Raw genomic sequence first — 16,557 nt, 5'->3', positions numbered from 1 at the left:
GAGGTAAAATACAAATGGGAATAGACGTTAAAAACGAGTTGGAGAAACGGGCGACCAGTCAGAGCGGCCCTGTAAGGCTGACGAAGGGAATGACAATTGCGGACATGGTAAAGACACTGGAGCCGGAAATAAGAAGGGCTCTTCCCGCTGTGATTACACCGGAGCGGTTTACCAGAATGGCGCTTTCGGCTATCAATAACACACCGGAACTGGCAAACTGTACCCCAATGTCCTTTATTGCTGCGCTCATGAATGCGGCCCAGCTGGGAGTGGAACCCAACACACCTTTAGGTCAGGCGTACCTGATTCCATATAAAAATAAAGGAACGCTGGAATGCCAGTTCCAGCTCGGCTATAAAGGATTAATCGACCTTGCCTACCGCACCGGTCAGATACAGATAATTCAGGCACAGGCCGTCCGCGAATTTGATTATTTTGAATACCAGTACGGACTTGACTCACGTCTGATTCACCGTCCGGGAGAGGGCGACCGCGGAGAAGTTACTTATATATATGGCCTGTTTAAACTGACCAACGGAGGATACGGGTTTGAAGTCAGCAACAAAGCAGACATGGATGCCTTTGCGGCTAAATATGCCAAGTCGTTCGGCAGTAAATACAGTCCATGGACGGACAATTATGAGGATATGGCCAAGAAGACGGTGATTAAAAGGGCTCTAAAATATGCGCCGGTATCGTCGGATTTCCAAAAGGCTTTGTCAATGGACGAGACGATTAAAACGGATATTTCCGTGGATATGAGCGAAATACATAATGAATGCCTGCCGGACAACTTGAATCCGGAGGCAGCATAAGATGAAAAGGTGTTTAAAGGAGGAAAACGGAATGAATAGGGAAGAACTCATCAGTTTTATTATTACGGAACGTGTGTCAGATGTATGCAGCGTACAGCGTAGCCAGAATCCGGACAGTTATTTAAAAGAGAAGGAGTACCTGAACAGCTGGGAGAAATTTATGAAGGACTATCCGGAGGCATTTGAGAAGACACAGGAGTTTTTAAACCACCTTACCGAAACGCAGGCCACGGCGATGGAAAGCTGTTATCTGACGGGTATTAAAGACGGAGTTCGTCTGATGCAGACGATTAGGGGATTGAAATAACAGGGAGAAAAAGAGGGAGAACGGAAATGGAGATAAACGAAAATTTAATAAAAGAGGTTGATGAAATGTTGCTGGATTTTTCTTGCCTCCGGAATAAGATCTGCTTTAAACTTATCAATGCGGAAAAGAACCGGGAACTTCTGAAAGAGATACCGCATTTACCTTTTTGTGACCTGGCAGTTGTGTTTTATCTGCTATTAAAACAAGATGAGAGCGGGCAGTTGACAACGCTAATTCAGAATAAGCATATCCATATGTGGGGACTGACGTTAGAAGAAGTATCTCGCCTTGCCAGTGAAAATACGACCCGGCTGATGCCGTCTGTGCTCGAATTAATATTTGAAGTATTGAAAAAAATAGAGAGAGAGGAACTGGGGGAGAATGTCTGCGAGGAACGGACTCACGAATTATCGGAAGAACAACTGCCTATGTATGTGCTGACCAATGAGAAAGGATTCAACGGAGCAGGCGCTATGCTGTACCCGTCTGTGTTGGAACAGGCAGCCCAGAGGATCGGCGGAGATCTTCTGATTTTGCCGTCCAGCGTTCATGAAGTAATATTACTGAAAGCAGAGAACAGACAGGATTGGAACTGGTTAAGAGAAATGGTTTGCAGTATCAATGCGGAGGATGTGCCGGAGGAGGATGTATTATCCGATAATATTTATCTGTTTGAAAGGCACATCGGAAAAGTCCGCGTTGTGACAGATGGCAGGACATTTTATGCTTAAAAATAAAAGCAGAATATATCTGTCTGAAAAGGTCTACCTTTTTGACAGTAAATATTCTGTCTGAAATTAAGTCCGAAAAGGTTCTGTCTGCTGATTCTGGGTATATCTCCAAAATGCAGAGCCTTTTCGGACACAAAAACAGATATGGGCCTTGATTTTTATGATAAAATTATGATAAAATAAAGATAAATAAACGCTGGAGGTGATTGAATGATTCAAATTAGGCCAGTATCTGATTTAAGAAATAAATTTCCGGAGATTGAAGAACTTGTGATACAAGAGCAGCAACCTGTTTACCTTACGAAGAATGGTTATGGAACAATGGTTGTCTTGAGTCTGGAACAATATGCATTACTTACGGATGATGTGGAGATGAAACTGGACGAAGCCGATAAACTGGCAGAAACTGATGCTGAAAGACTGACTCATGCGGAAGTGTTTGATAGGATAAGAGGAAGGATGAATGGAAGAGAAGTATAAACTGCGATACCTTCCACTATTTTATGATGACCTGACAGAGATTGTGGATTATGTTTCTATGAAGCTGAACAATCCGGACGCGGCTCTGAAATTAATTAATGATGTGGAACGCAGTATCATTCAGAGAAAAAAATGTCCGGAAGCGTTTGAACCCTACAAAAGTCACAAAAGAAGAGCACAGCCCTACTATCGGATTTATGTAGGAAATTACATAATTTATTATGTGGTTCTCGGCGAGGTGATGGAGGTACGAAGAATTTTATATGGGAAAAGAAACGTGGATAGTTATTTGTGATGAGAGAGGTCTGTGGTGCGCTGTGACAGTTTTTAAAACTGTCATAGGGTGCTGCAGACACTTTTAAATACCTTGTAAATAAGTGACTTTGTGATCAAGAGGGAGACGGTACATGAGAGGATTTTTGTTAATTAGCTCCGAAGATGAGATTAATGAGCTGAAAAAAAGTAATTATTACGGTCTGCGTGCTCAGATAGAAAATAAGTCAATATCTGAATGTGTAGAAAAATATAGTCAAACAGGAGAAGAACCATCAGAATGGCCATCTAAAGATAAATATACGGTGGAAACGGTATTGGAATCTTATTTGGACAGCGAGTGGAACGATGATATTAAAAACTTACCTTATTCGGAGGAACCCGCATTTCGTGAAGCCATAAAAAAAGATATACTATGTTTAGTCTTACTAACTTGTGACTACTGGAAGAGCAAAAAAAAATCAAATAAAAAGGACTGGATGCCTGAAAAAAATATATGCGACATAGACTGGAAGGTGGATTTCGAGTTTCAGGTAAGCGGAGAAGGAATGATTGTTAAGACGGATGCCCTTTGGCTGAATTTAAAACATCTGGTTATACAGGAATCGGATATATGGAATAAGAACACACGGAGTTCGCTTTACGAAACATATAAACCAGAAAATATACGTAATTACATATACGAAAGTTTGTCAGCTGAAGAAAAATATATGTATCAGAGTCTGACCGGTTATCCTATGGCGATTTCTTTATTTGAAAGAAAAATGGAGAAAAAAGATACCGTATTGGGGAAAAAGGTGCTCAGCGACGATGAAGAAAGTATACTGATTCAGCAGATTTGCAGTATAAAAGGGGTACATGTAAGGCGGTATTATATAGAGAACATCTTTAATTATGATTTATGCGAAGGTGAAGAAGCGCAATCACGGCAAATTAATTTGAAATCGTTCTTGAACTGGAACAATGCAAACGAGGCGAGTAAGAATTTTGAAGCAATATTTCAGAATAGTGAACCAAATATTAAACCTTATCGTGAAATATTCCAATGCTTAGGAACAAATGAAACTATAGGCGAATATCTATTAAAGTTATACCGGGGATTCTTGAAGGTGTTAGTGGGAGATTGGCTGGTTACGGATAAAAGAAATATGGACAACTGGGCAGAAGAAATCTCGAGTTTTGTAAGGCGAGATTATAGTTCCGTAGTAAATTCGGATGAATTCTGGATTGGTGACGATGATAAAATTAGGGTAAATGAAATTTCAAGAGAGATTAGTGGAGATAAAAGGAATAAGGGAAACAAAATCATGTGTTTGCTGCAGAAACAAGTTATGGATTGGATTATAGGATTTCATTCCAGCATATCAGATAAAACAGGAACGCCAGTTTCGTTTCCGTCTCCTTGGGATTTCGATAATATTGTGTTTGCAGAAGGCCGTTCTCCAGAATGGTGGAACAAAGAAAACTGATTTGTCAAGTAGTTTTTTGACAGAAAAAGTATGCAACCCCGGTAATACCTCCGGGGTTTTTTTGATGCTAAAATGTACTCAAAAGGAGGGAAAAACATGGCGAAGTACATCGATGAGGAGGTAAAAAAACAGATTATGACGGCGGAGCCGGGAACGGTTGTTCTTCTGGATGCGCCGGTGGGATCAGGAAAAACAACTTTTTGTATCACGGAACTCTTGTACTACTGCAAGGTTTGGAACAAAAAAATGTTGCTGACAGTAAACCGATCTGCTTTACGCGGACAGCTAAGAGCGACGCTGTATAAGCGGTTCGGGGTGAATGAGGGGCTGCCCTTTGAAGAAAAAGGTGTAATTGAATTTGACAATCTGACAGTAACCAGTTATCAGTTTTTGCAGCGTCTCTTTGAAAACCGCATTGGCGAGTTTGATAAAGTCCGAATTGGAGCGACCAGAGCGGCAGACTTTGATTTCATGGTTGCAGATGAAATACATTATCTGTTCAGCGATTCCCTTTTTTCCGCACAAACTGGCCATTTAAAAAAAATGCCACGAACATTTTGGAAGGCTGTTCGAATTTACATCTCTGCAACCCTGAAGCCGGTTCGCAAACTGCTATTGGAAATGGAGGGCATCGAGGATCTGTATGAAGGCATTGATGAATTTGAAAAAAAATATAGCCCTGTTCGATATATGGAAGCGGGACTATTGGAGACGATGATTAAAGGAGGCCCCTTTGCGCGGGAGGTGCTTGAATTAAAGGGAGCGGAGCCAAATTTCTCATATTTTTTGCCATATATTTATGAAGAACAAAACGATCTGTTAGAACTGATTAAAAGCCAGAGAGAGGGCGGGAATCTGGGGCGGTGGTTAGTCTTTGTTGATTCGAAACGAATAGGACGGGAAACAAAGGAAGGACTGCAGGCTATGGGAATCTCGGCGGCATTTATATCTGCCGATGAAATGGAGCCGGATGATACGGTAGAGTGGCAACAGCTACTAAAGGAGGGAAAATTTTCGGTGCAGGTACTTTTAGCAACGGCGGTTATTGACAACGGAGTAAGCATCACGGACAATCAAGTCACCAATCTTGTTATTTCGGGTTACGAGGGGATTACAGCTGTTCAGCAAGCAGGTCGCGTGCGTATAAAGAAAAAGGGGAAAACGGTAAAATTGTTTATTTGCCGCCACAGTGCTGATTATTTTAACAAAAAACGATTCGCTCTTCAAAACAGGCTACGAGCATTTCACGTCTTTGATTCCGGGACGGAATGGGAGCGGGAAGAATATCTTCTTCGGTGGGGAAATGATTCCGTGTCAGGCATGTTAAATAAGGGTATGGGCGGAAAGCATTATGTCAATCCTTTAGCGGGGAAAGCACTAGAATATTTTATTGAAGAACTTTCTGAAAACATTGCGCTGATAGCGCAGGGCGGAGATAGTTATGTCAAAAAAATCTTGAATCTTTTCGGCATTGAATACAATCAGGAGTCGGACGAATTAAAAAAAAGGCAGAGGGAGATACGGCGAGAACTTAAAGCTTTTTTGCAACAAAAAGCCGGTTGCAAATGTAAAACAGATGCAGAGTGGGATTTGTTTCGTGAGAGGCTTCGGGACGAGTGCGAGCGGTTGGGCGAACCTCTTAGCGTGGAACATAAAAAACGGTTGCCAGGAATCAAAAAAGTACGTGAAGTCTGTGAAAAATATGGATTTTACATAAAGGGCAAAGGCGAGCGTTATTTGCTAGAACAGATGGAAGAGGTGAATTAAAATGTATTTGATAATTGGTAAAAAGGCCTTTTATCTGAGCCTTTCAAAGCAGGCGGTGCGGGCAAAATGTAAAAAGGCGGGAGCCCGAGCTGAAAGCATCATAACATGCAGTTCTTACTCAGAAGCCGTGGCATGCATCAAGGCTTTTAGAATTGGTAAAACATTTTTGCCAGAAGTGGTTTTCGATAGATTAACTTACTGGCCGACGGAGCGAGTCGTGTCATTAGCTGATTTGGAAACAGGCGTTGGATACAGATTCAGGAGCGGCGGAATGGTAGAAATGCGGACGACGGATGGAAAAATTTACAGGTATAAAAACTGCCCTTCGGGAATAATTGACAGTAAAAAAACTGTCGTTTTGCTTCGGAAAAGAGAGAATCTACTTTTTTATGATTTTGAAAAAGACTGTGTCATAACGGTTACAGCGGACAAAAAATGTGTTGAAAAATAGGCGTTTCACACAACTCGGTTGAACTTCCCGTGCAAAAAAAACTGACGGGTTCTTTAAAAATGAGTAGGAGGAAAAAATATGGAGAACAGATTCATGGACATTCCGGCGTTTCAGATTTATGCCGGTAAAATAGGAAGAAACAAAGCATACGATTTAGCTCGTTTGTCAGGTGCTAGGATTAAACTCGGCCGACGCGTCGTAATCGACAGAATCGCTTTCGATAAGTGGGCGGATGAGCAAACGAAATAATGGAAAAACAGTGGGCGGAATATGGTTCCGCCCTTCTTTGAGCTGGAGGTGCAAACAAGTGGCAAAAGATTTGAAAGGAAAGGAGCTGCCGGTAGGAATCCGACAAAGAAAAAACGGCCAATTTGAAGGGCGGATAAAACATGACTATCAGAGTTATTCCGTTTATGGAAACACAATATCGGAAGTTAAAAAGAAGATGGTAGATTGCCGCTATAAACTGGAACATGGCATTTTTGTGGAAAAATCAAAGATTACTCTGGATGAGTGGTTTTTAATTTGGGTGAAAGAATATAAAAAAAATGATGTAAAGATCGGTACTGTGATTACGTATAGCAATTTTTACAATTATTATGCCAAAGACAGCCTAGGATGCAAAAAACTCAGTCAGATAAGAGGTGAACATATACAAAGGCTTTATAACAAATTAGAAGAGCGTGGTTTGGCAGTATCCAATATTAAAACTCTCGGAGCGGTACTTAATGGGTGCTTCAAGCAGGCGGTGAAAAATGGCTTGATAGAAAGAAACCCTATCCAGCTCGCCACCATACCTAGAGAGAAAAATAAAAAAGCAAGAAGAGTGCTGACGTTAGAGGAACAAAAGATTTTCATAAAGTATGCAAAAAATTCCTATTTGTATAATTTATTCGCTCTTGATTTAAGAACAGGCTTACGGGGCGGAGAAATGAGAGGGCTAAAATATTCGGATATTGACAAAAGTGAAAGACTAATACATATTGTACGTACGCTAAAATACGAGTCGGGAATCGGCTTTTTTGAAGATACGCCTAAAACCAGAACTTCAATCAGAGATATTCCACTAACTGACGACATGATAAGTCTCTTGGAGAACCAGCGGAAATATTATTCAGAGCCCAATATTATAAAGCTCAACGGATACGTATTTCATTTGCCGGATGGTAGACCAATTAGCCGAGAAAGAGTGCAGAATGAAATTAAGCGGATTGTTAAGAGAATAAATGACGATGGTGTGGTATTTCCGCCATTTACTTTACATGCGCTCCGTCATACGTTTGCGACAAGAGCAATAGAAAATGGTATGAAACCTCAGACGCTTAAGGCTATCCTGGGCCATAGCTCATTGGCGATGACTATGGATTTATATGCACATGTTTTACCGACGACGAAAGCGGAAGAAATGAACATGATAGCAGGGGCATTTTGAATTTTAAAGCTCATTGTGGGTAAATTGTGGGTACAGCTTGCAATTTGCAAAAAATCATGATATATTAACCTCTGCAATAAGGTCGCAGAAACCTTGAATATACAATACTTTCAGGAGTTTTCTGCACAAACCGACCGGTGTGTTCGAGACCTTCCACACCTAAAACAAAACTAAAGGAGACAACTGAATATGAGAGAGAGAAACAACAAAACCGTTTACTTTTTAGCTTATGGAGCGGTGATCGCGGCCATTTATACCGCACTTACCGTGCCGTTTGCCCCGATTTCCTTCGGGCCGGTGCAGTTCCGGATTTCCGAGGCGCTGTGCATCCTGCCGTTTTTTACGCCGGCGGCGGTACCGGGAGTCTTTATCGGCTGCCTGCTGTCGAACCTGCTCAGCGGGGCGGCGCCGTTAGACGTCGTGTTCGGAAGCCTGGCAACGCTGATCGGTGCATTAGGCTCCTACGGGCTTCGCAGGAACAGGAATCTGGTATGCATTCCCCCGATTCTGTCCAACGTGATCATTATCCCCTGGGTTCTCCGCTTCGCCTACGGCTCTGCGGATTTAATCCCATTTGCCATGGTCACAGTGGGAATCGGAGAGATACTGGCGATCGGAGTTCTGGGTAATATGCTCCTGCGCGTACTGGAACGGTATAAAAATACTATTTTTGGCAGATGTCTGGCAGAAAATACGGCTGCCAGATAACCGGATAGAACGGGAAAAAGCCGGCCAGAACCGGTATCTGGTAAAAATACCGGAATTTGAGTCATGAAAAGCCTCGGAAAAGAGATAATTCTTTTCCGGGGCTTTTAAAATTATTGACATTTTCCAGCAAAAGAAGTTAAATTAGAGTGGTGCCGTACAGCGCATAGAAACAGGGTACGGCAAAGGACATCAAAACGGCATATACATTATATATAGAGGCTGCAGAATATAGAGAATAAAGGTGGAAAACAGTATGTATCAGATTGATTTTGGAAAACCACAGTCGGTTCACTTTATCGGTATCGGCGGAATCAGCATGAGCGGATTGGCAGAGATTCTGATGGACGAGGGATTTAAGATATCGGGATCCGATGCCCGCAGTTCAGAGCTGACGGAGCATCTTGAGGCCAGGGGGGCCGCGGTTTACTATAGTCAGAAGGCTGAAAATATAAAGGATGGAATTGATGTGGTTGTCTATACGGCAGCCATCCACGAGGATAATCCTGAATTTATGGAAGTGAAGAGGAGAGGGATTCCCCTGATGAGCCGCGCGGATCTTCTCGGGCAGATGATGAAGAATTATAAGGAGGCAATTGCAATTGCCGGAACCCACGGAAAGACGACGACCACATCCATGGTAACGGAGATTTTCCTGGAGGCGGACAATAACCCCACAATATCGGTGGGTGGAATTCTGAATTCCATAGGCGGCAATATCCGTGTGGGCGGTCCCGAATTCTTTGTAACCGAGGCCTGCGAATATACGAACAGCTTCCTGTCATTTTATCCGACCATGGCGGTTATACTTAATATAGAAGAAGACCATCTTGATTTCTTCAAGGATATCGGCGATATCCGCCGCTCTTTCAAGCTTTTTATGGAGAAAGTGCCGGAGAACGGAACCGTGATTATAAACGGCGACATAGAGAACTGGCAGGAACTTACGAAAGACGTGGGCGGACGGGTCATTACATTCGGCAGCTCCAGGGCAAACGACTACAGCGCAGATGCAATTGTGTATGATGAGTATGCAAGGCCGTCCTTTGATCTCTATATTAAGGGAGAGAAGAGGGGACGTCTCAGCCTGGGCGTGCAGGGAGAGCACAATGTTTACAATGCGCTCGGCGCCATCGCCGTGTCACTGGAAGCGGGAGCCGATATGGAGGCTATCAGCCGGGGTCTTATCAAATTCACGGGAACTAACAGGAGATTTGAGAAGAAGGGTGAACTGAAGGGAATTACAATCATTGACGACTATGCGCACCATCCACAGGAGATAGAGGCCACACTGAAGGCCGCAAAGAATTATCCCCATAAGCGAATCTGCTGTGCATTCCAGCCGCATACTTATACGAGGACCAAGGCATTTTTAAACCAGTTTGCAGAGGCTCTTTCTCTGGCCGACTGCGTCATGCTGACCGACATTTATCCGGCCAGGGAAACTGACACTCTTGGAGTCAGTTCTGCGGATATTGTCGCTCTTTTAAAGGAAAAAGGAGTCGATGCCTGGTATCTTCCGACCTTCGCCGATGTGGAAAAATTTATTTTGAAAAATTGTACACAAGGCGATTTGTTGATAACTATGGGGGCCGGAGACATTGTAAAGGTTGGAGAAGAGCTGTTGGGACACTAGTTATCCACATTATCCACATAGTTGTCAACATTTTATGTAAAGAAGCTATGTGGATTTTTTCTGCCTGCAGAGTAAAATGGGCAAAATTGCAGGAACGTTGATAAATCAAGGCTTTCGACAAAAATGTGTATATATCGCGGAGGCGGTACACAATTTTGTCCACATTATCCACATTATCCACACCAATATCGGTGGATAAGTGGGCCTATTTTCTTTTACAGGGACCTGTGTTATTATGTAAGAACAGTGGTAACTGTTCAGAAGGTAGTTTTCCGCGAGGCGTTTTCTGCTGTTTCTGTGCATCGTGAAGCGGTAATTATGAAGGTACTGAATAGTTATGAACAGTGGATTATTATCCATACCGGATTATGATCGGACCGAAGCGAGGGATGGTGAGGGGATGGAACTTAAGTTTACAAACCGGTTTTCTGCAAGATTTACCGTAGTAGCAAATGAATTTATAGATGAATATATGGCCGACGCCAACGGAGAGTATGTAAAAGTTTACCTCTACCTGCTCCGCCATGAAGGGGAGGCAATCACGGTGGAGGCGGTGGCCGATGCGCTGAACCATACGGAAGCCGACGTACGCCGTGCATTTGCCTACTGGCAGAAGGCCGGAGTATTCGAGCCGTCCCGCGGCGAACGCGAATCGGGAGCCGGGGCGTCCGGTATGCCGTACCGCGGTGAGGCCCCGGTACCGGACAGGAAGGGAACGGTCTGCCGGGCGGCGGAACTTGGGGCCGCCGCTAATCAGCCTGCCGGAAACCAGGCGGCACGTGAGACCAGCGCCGCCTGCGCCTGCGATATGGAGGCGCTTTCGGATGATGAGACTTTCACCCAGCTCGTATACATATCCCAGAAATATCTGAATAAAACATTTACGCCCGTGGACTGCCAGGTGTTTGTAAATCTGTATAAGAACCTGAACATGGCGCCGGAACTCATCGAGTTCCTGGTGGAGTACTGTGCACAGAACGGCCATACCAGCCTGCGCTATGTGGAAAAGGTAGCCCTTAACTGGCATGAGAAGAAGATTATGACGGTAGAAGAGGCCAGGGCCTACTCCAGAAGTTTTTCCAAGGAATCATTTGCCGTTATGAAGGCCATGGGCCTCACCGGCAGAAACCCTGCGGATTTCGAATTTGAACTGATGGAGAAGTGGTTCAGGAGCTACGGTTTCACGCGTGAGATTGTCGTGGAGGCATGCGACAGGACAATCCGTGCGATTCACAACCCCAGTTTCCAGTATGCCGATCGGATCCTTTCGGACTGGAAGGATGCCGGAGTGAGGACGAAAAGTGATATCGACGCTCTTGACAAGATACGCAGGGAACAGGAAAAGACAAAAGAGAATAAGGGCGGCCGCAGCCAGACAGGCAGTTCCGGGCGTTCCGGAAAAGGCGGTCAGGGCCGGTCTTCTAACCGTTTCCATAATCTGGAGGAGCACGGATACGATTATGATGAGATGGTCTGGGACATGATCAATGCAGGACAGAAGAGCGGGGAACCGGGAACGGGCCACGCCGAGTGAGCAGGAGGTGGAGATGGCGCTCAGTAACTCACAGTATGATTCCATTATGCGGATCTACAATCAAAAACAACTGAACAATAAACATGAGCTGGATCGGCGGACCAGCGAGGTATACCGGAAGATACCGGCCGTCAGGGAGATGAATGATGAGATAAGCTCTGCTGCGGTGCGGAGCGCAAAACAGCTTTTGGCCGGCGATCAGGGTGCGGTTGAGAAACTCAGGAAGACTATTGCCGAACTCCGGGAGGAGCGCCAGGTTCTGCTTGCATCGTACGGATATCCTTCCGATTACCTTGAGATGCAGTATGAATGCCCCGACTGCAGAGACACCGGTTATTGCAACGGAAGAAAATGCCACTGCTTCCGCCAGCGGGAGATTAACCTGCTGTACGCCCAGTCCAATATCAGGGAGATATTAAAGAGGGAGAACTTCGAGCGTTTTTCCTATGAATATTTCGACGATACAAAGATTGGGGAGCGGAGCGGAAAGACGGCGAGAGAATATATGCGGCAGGTTGTGGACACCTGCAAACAGTACGTAGATAATTTCGGACAGAAGAAGGACAATATACTGTTTACCGGAAAGACAGGCCTCGGCAAAACATTCCTCAGCAACTGTATTGCCAGGGAGCTGATAGAACTCAGCTATTCCGTCGTCTATCTGCCGGCGGTAGAGATGTTTGAGATATTTTCCAAAGAGCGCTTTTCCTATGACTCCACTGATGAGGACCGGGACCGTTCCCGCTACCTCCTGGAGTGCGACCTTCTGATCATCGACGATCTGGGAACAGAGCTGGTCAACACATTCACCACATCCCAGCTGTTCTACGTGATCAATGAACGGATGAACCGGAAGCTGGGCACAATTATTTCCACCAATCTGCCGGTCAACGAGATGAGGGACGAGTTCACCGATCGGATTATGTCCAGAATCGTGAGCCAGTACAAGGTGATACCTCTCTATGGAGAGGACATCCGTATCAGGAAGAAACTGAGAGAGGCAAGGGGAAATTAGGCTGAAAAATGAGAACGCCGCCGGTGACGGCCGGGGCCGATCCCTGCCCTGTCTTCAGTCCCGGCCATAATCTGCCCGGGAAAGTTTTCCCGGGATTCCCCCTCACGACACCCTAAAAACCGGGACTGAAGACTCACCCACTCCACCCTACCCCGTCCGCCATTCAACAGAGCCGTCCCGCATCTCAACTAAAATAACAAACCCCTTGATTTACTTGACTTATCTGGTGCATAATGATATAAATGAAACGTTGATTGGGAACAATACGGCCGGAGACAGCAAAGGCCGATCATATTAAAATATATATAGACATACTGGAGGAAAGAGATGTTGTACGAAGAAAAAATCATTGAGACGATTCCGGTGGGCCCGCTTGGCCTGATCCCGCTCAAAGGATGTGCTGAACTTGGAAAGAAAGTGGATGACTATCTTGTATCATGGAGAAGGGAGAGGGAGAGCGAGCATAAGACAACCATCGCGTTCTCCGGTTATCAGAGAGACACTTATATTATCGGCGCCAGCACACCGAGATTTGGTTCCGGTGAAGGAAAGGGAACCATCTCCGCATCGGTGCGGGGTGACGACGTATACATCCTGGTGGATATCTGTAATTACAGCCTTACCTATTCCCTGTGCGGAATGGTAAACCATATGTCCCCGGACGACCATTTTCAGGATTTAAAGAGAATCATTGCGGCTGTGGGCGGTAAGGCAAGAAGGATCAATGTCATTATGCCGTTCCTCTACGAGAGCCGTCAGCATAAGAGATCGGGACGTGAGTCCCTGGACTGCGCCCTGGCCCTGGAAGAGCTGGTGGAGATGGGAGTGGAGAACATTATCACGTTTGATGCCCATGACCCGCGTGTCCAGAATGCGATCCCGTTAAAAGGATTTGAGACCGTACAGCCGATTTACCAGTTTATTAAATATCTTCTCAAGTACGAGACGGAGCTTCAGATTGACAGCGATCATATGATGGTGATCAGCCCGGATGAGGGCGGCATGTCACGCGCCGTATTCTTTGCAAACGTGCTGGGACTGGACATGGGGATGTTCTACAAGCGCCGCGATTACACAAAGATTGTCGGCGGCCGCAACCCGATCGTGGCTCATGAATTCCTGGGCGCCAGTGTGGAAGGCAAAGATGTCATCATCGTGGACGATATGATTTCTTCCGGAGAGAGCATGCTGGACGTAGCTAAAGAATTGAAGACCAGAAAAGCCAGGAAGGTATTTATCTGCTCCACCTTTGGTCTTTTCACCAATGGACTGCAGAAGTTCGACGAATACTATGGCAACGGCCTGATTGACAGGATTCTGACTACGAACCTGATTTATCAGACCCCGGAGCTGCTTTCAAGGCCGTATTATATCAATGTGGATATGAGTAAATATATTGCGCTTATCATCGACAACCTGAACCATGACGCATCCTTAAGCGAGCTTCTGAACCCGACCGGCAGAATTAACAGGCTGCTTGTAAAGTACAGGGCAGGAATCAGAGATTAATTGTAAAAATGGATACAGCCGTTTTGGCCTCAACCTTGTTTTATTTCATTATGAGGATGCGGACAGGCCGGTGTGAATTTTATAACGTATCAGACAGGAAGACAGGACAGAGGGATTCTCATTCAGGGGAGTCTTTCTGTCCTTTATATTTAGAAAAAGTGTAATCAAGGGAAGGAGTAAGACGATGGAACAGAATCAGGGAAAGCAAAACAGAAAGCAGACCATGAAAGCCGTAGTGTTTCACGGTATCAACGATATCCGCATGGAGGAGAGACCGGTTCCGGTTATACAGGATCCGAAGGATGCCATTGTCAGAGTGGTCCGCTCCACGATCTGCACCAGTGATCTGCATATCAGAAATGGAGCCGTTCCAAGAGCGGTGCCGGGTATTATACTGGGGCATGAATTTGCGGGCGAGGTGGTTGAGACGGGCTCCGGGGTTACAAAGCTGAAAGCCGGAATGCGTGTGGCGGCCAACTGCGAAACGTTCTGTGGAACCTGCTATTACTGTAAAAGAGGGTTTGTCAACAACTGTGAGCATGGAGGCTGGGAACTGGGATGCCGGATCGACGGCTGCCAGGCCGAGTATGTCAGGGTTCCTTATGCCGACATGGGGCTTACTCCGATTCCGGATACGGTTTCCTATGAGGAGGCGCTGTTTACGGGAGATATTCTCTCCAGCGGTTTCTGGGGAGCCGATATCGCCGAGATTCAGAGGGGAGACTGCGTCGCCGTCATTGGGGCAGGCCCAGTAGGGCTGTGTGCGGCCGAATCGGCAAAATACCTGGGCGCCGGTACAGTGATCCTGGTTGACCGCGATGCATACCGACTGAACCTGGCGGTGCAGAACGGCCTGGCGGATGTGACGGTCAATACCGGGAAGCAGGACGCGGCAGACGAAGTCAGGAAATTGACGGAGGGAAGGGGGGCCGATGCGGTCATTGAGGCGGCAGGCGGTAAAGATACATTTGAACTGGCCTGGAAGCTGGCAAGACCGAATGCAGTCGTTTCCGTGGTTGCCATGTACGAGGAGAATCAGATTCTTCCGCTGCCGTCCATGTATGGGAAAAACCTGACGTTCAAGACGGGAGGCGTGGACGCGAACCGCTGTCCGGAACTTCTTTCCCTGATAGAAAAAGGAGATTTAAGGACGGATTTCCTGATTACCCACCGCTCCCCCCTCGGGGAGATCATGGAGGGATACCGGGTATTTGGAGCCAAGGACGATAACTGCATTAAATGGGTGATTACGGCCGACGAATAGAGAGAATAAGCGGCCTGGGTTATGGCTTTAAAACTTATCGTTTCATAAGTTACAGCTTCAGGACTTATTATTTCAGAACCTATTACTTCAGAACCTATTATTTCAGGCAAGAGACTGCCTTATCCGTCAGCTCCCCGTAAAACCGTTCAAACAGAGAAATAAATTCCCGCATATAGAGCGGTTGATGAGCCTGTGCGTGAGTGACCAGTTCTATTTTCAGGAAGTCATTTAAATCGTCCAGGCAGAAGACCTGGATCTGTTCCGCTGCCTCCCGGCCCTGGTTAAAGGCAGCGACTTTTTCCAGTACAATTTCCGGGCAGAACGCCGCCGCCAGATGTCTGGCGCAGAATTGAAGCTGCGTCTCATAGTCGCTGATAAAGAAAATCATATTCAACTGCACATTCCAGTTGTTCAGGTACCGTTCAATCAACTGGTTAAATGTGCTGTTGCTGTTGTTGCCGACGAAAGGAAGGCCGGGGAAATCACTGAGCCTGATACTGCGTTCGCCCGTACTTGTGCCGCTATCCGGCAATTTACCGTACCGTGCCAGAAGGTGCCTTGTTGCTATCATATAAATCCGTTCATTTTTGAGAATTTTGCGCGCCAGCAGTTCATGGCTGGGGCAGTTTACACCAACAAACATATCTATCTTTCCGTTCAGAAGGAGGGGCAGAAGCTGTTTGGCATCGTCCAGCACGACCGACAGACAGACATGGGGGAATTTCTCATGGTAATCGCAAAACACGTCGGGCAGCAGAATCCGCGCCCTCGTCGCATTAATTCCCAGAGTCAGAGAACCCTGTTTCCCTTCTTTTGTATTGATTAATTCATTCTGTATGCCCTTCTCAATCACCTCGATCTGGCGCAGTGACTGCAGGAGCAGTTCACCCGCCGGCGTCAGCGTCAGCTTCGGCGATCTGTTAAAAAGACTCACCCCATAATAATCTTCCAGCCGTTTGATGTGGCTGCTCAGGCACTGCTGCGTGATATAGGCTTTGTTCGCTGCTTTCGTAAAACTCGTCTCCTCGGCAGCCAGTAGAAACATTTCATAGCTCGTCTGCATAACTTCTCCTTTCCATATCCACTCCATAAAGCTTAACACAATAGAAGATATGGCACAATATTTTATTTGTGACAAATGATGCCTTTCATTGTTTTTCATGGTGGGA

Annotated in this window: 17 protein-coding genes; 16 read left to right on the top strand and 1 reads right to left on the bottom strand. The window is 45.7% G+C overall.

Features of this window, described 5'->3' with window-relative positions:
- Positions 1–14 precede the first annotated feature (14 nt).
- The 16 genes from EJL91_RS07340 (at position 15) to EJL91_RS07270 (ending at position 15,388) form a co-directional block, all read left to right on the top strand.
- Positions 15–815, top strand: a complete 801-nt coding sequence (locus EJL91_RS07340; RefSeq protein WP_125141311.1) for a recombinase RecT — start codon at positions 15–17, stop codon at positions 813–815.
- A 31-nt stretch (positions 816–846) separates the two neighbouring features.
- Positions 847–1,122: a hypothetical protein gene (locus EJL91_RS07335; RefSeq protein ID WP_125141310.1), complete on the top strand. Its 276-nt coding sequence runs from the start codon at positions 847–849 to the stop codon at positions 1,120–1,122.
- 26 nt (positions 1,123–1,148) lie between these two features.
- Positions 1,149–1,853, top strand: coding sequence for a DUF5688 family protein (locus tag EJL91_RS07330; RefSeq protein ID WP_125141309.1), 705 nt, complete (start codon positions 1,149–1,151; stop codon positions 1,851–1,853).
- Between the two features lie 210 nt (positions 1,854–2,063).
- Positions 2,064–2,333 (top strand): type II toxin-antitoxin system Phd/YefM family antitoxin, encoded by a 270-nt coding sequence (locus tag EJL91_RS07325; protein ID WP_125141308.1) that lies wholly within the window; start codon positions 2,064–2,066, stop codon positions 2,331–2,333.
- Positions 2,317–2,628, top strand: a complete 312-nt coding sequence (locus EJL91_RS07320; RefSeq protein WP_125141307.1) for a type II toxin-antitoxin system RelE/ParE family toxin — start codon at positions 2,317–2,319, stop codon at positions 2,626–2,628. The genes EJL91_RS07325 and EJL91_RS07320 overlap by 17 nt, the downstream gene beginning before the upstream one ends.
- A gap of 112 nt (positions 2,629–2,740) precedes the next feature.
- Positions 2,741–4,075 (top strand): hypothetical protein, encoded by a 1,335-nt coding sequence (locus EJL91_RS07315; RefSeq protein WP_125141306.1) that lies wholly within the window; start codon positions 2,741–2,743, stop codon positions 4,073–4,075.
- Between the two features lie 96 nt (positions 4,076–4,171).
- A complete protein-coding gene (locus EJL91_RS07310) occupies positions 4,172–5,842 on the top strand; it encodes a DEAD/DEAH box helicase family protein (RefSeq protein WP_164516774.1) in 1,671 nt (556 codons plus the stop codon).
- 1 nt (position 5,843) lies between these two features.
- Positions 5,844–6,293 (top strand): hypothetical protein, encoded by a 450-nt coding sequence (locus EJL91_RS07305; RefSeq protein ID WP_125141304.1) that lies wholly within the window; start codon positions 5,844–5,846, stop codon positions 6,291–6,293.
- Positions 6,294–6,371: 78 nt separating this feature from the next.
- Positions 6,372–6,542, top strand: coding sequence for a hypothetical protein (locus EJL91_RS24525; protein ID WP_164516773.1), 171 nt, complete (start codon positions 6,372–6,374; stop codon positions 6,540–6,542).
- 58 nt (positions 6,543–6,600) lie between these two features.
- On the top strand, positions 6,601–7,725 hold the full coding sequence (locus EJL91_RS07300; protein WP_125141303.1) for a tyrosine-type recombinase/integrase: 1,125 nt from the start codon (positions 6,601–6,603) through the stop codon (positions 7,723–7,725).
- Between the two features lie 189 nt (positions 7,726–7,914).
- On the top strand, positions 7,915–8,433 hold the full coding sequence (locus EJL91_RS07295) for a QueT transporter family protein (RefSeq protein WP_125141302.1): 519 nt from the start codon (positions 7,915–7,917) through the stop codon (positions 8,431–8,433).
- Positions 8,434–8,686: 253 nt separating this feature from the next.
- Positions 8,687–10,066, top strand: coding sequence for a UDP-N-acetylmuramate--L-alanine ligase (murC, locus tag EJL91_RS07290; protein ID WP_125141301.1), 1,380 nt, complete (start codon positions 8,687–8,689; stop codon positions 10,064–10,066).
- Positions 10,067–10,403: 337 nt separating this feature from the next.
- Positions 10,404–11,600, top strand: a complete 1,197-nt coding sequence (locus tag EJL91_RS07285; RefSeq protein ID WP_341466967.1) for a DnaD domain protein — start codon at positions 10,404–10,406, stop codon at positions 11,598–11,600.
- Positions 11,554–12,615, top strand: a complete 1,062-nt coding sequence (locus EJL91_RS07280; protein ID WP_341466966.1) for an ATP-binding protein — start codon at positions 11,554–11,556, stop codon at positions 12,613–12,615. Before EJL91_RS07285 ends, EJL91_RS07280 begins: the two co-directional genes overlap by 47 nt.
- A gap of 327 nt (positions 12,616–12,942) precedes the next feature.
- Positions 12,943–14,124, top strand: a complete 1,182-nt coding sequence (locus EJL91_RS07275; RefSeq protein ID WP_125141300.1) for a ribose-phosphate pyrophosphokinase — start codon at positions 12,943–12,945, stop codon at positions 14,122–14,124.
- A 184-nt stretch (positions 14,125–14,308) separates the two neighbouring features.
- Positions 14,309–15,388, top strand: a complete 1,080-nt coding sequence (locus EJL91_RS07270) for an alcohol dehydrogenase (protein ID WP_206429477.1) — start codon at positions 14,309–14,311, stop codon at positions 15,386–15,388.
- 97 nt (positions 15,389–15,485) lie between these two features.
- Here EJL91_RS07270 and EJL91_RS07265 read toward each other — a convergent pair whose 3' ends face one another.
- The gene (locus tag EJL91_RS07265; RefSeq protein ID WP_164516772.1) at positions 15,486–16,451 is read right to left on the bottom strand and encodes a LysR family transcriptional regulator; all 966 of its coding nucleotides are present in this window, start codon (positions 16,449–16,451) and stop codon (positions 15,486–15,488) included.
- Positions 16,452–16,557: the final 106 nt, after the last annotated feature.

This window comes from Clostridium transplantifaecale, from assembly GCF_900626075.1.
Classification (GTDB): Bacteria; Bacillota; Clostridia; order Lachnospirales; family Lachnospiraceae; genus Otoolea; species Otoolea transplantifaecalis.
This window is presented reverse-complemented; position numbering and strand designations above follow the sequence as displayed.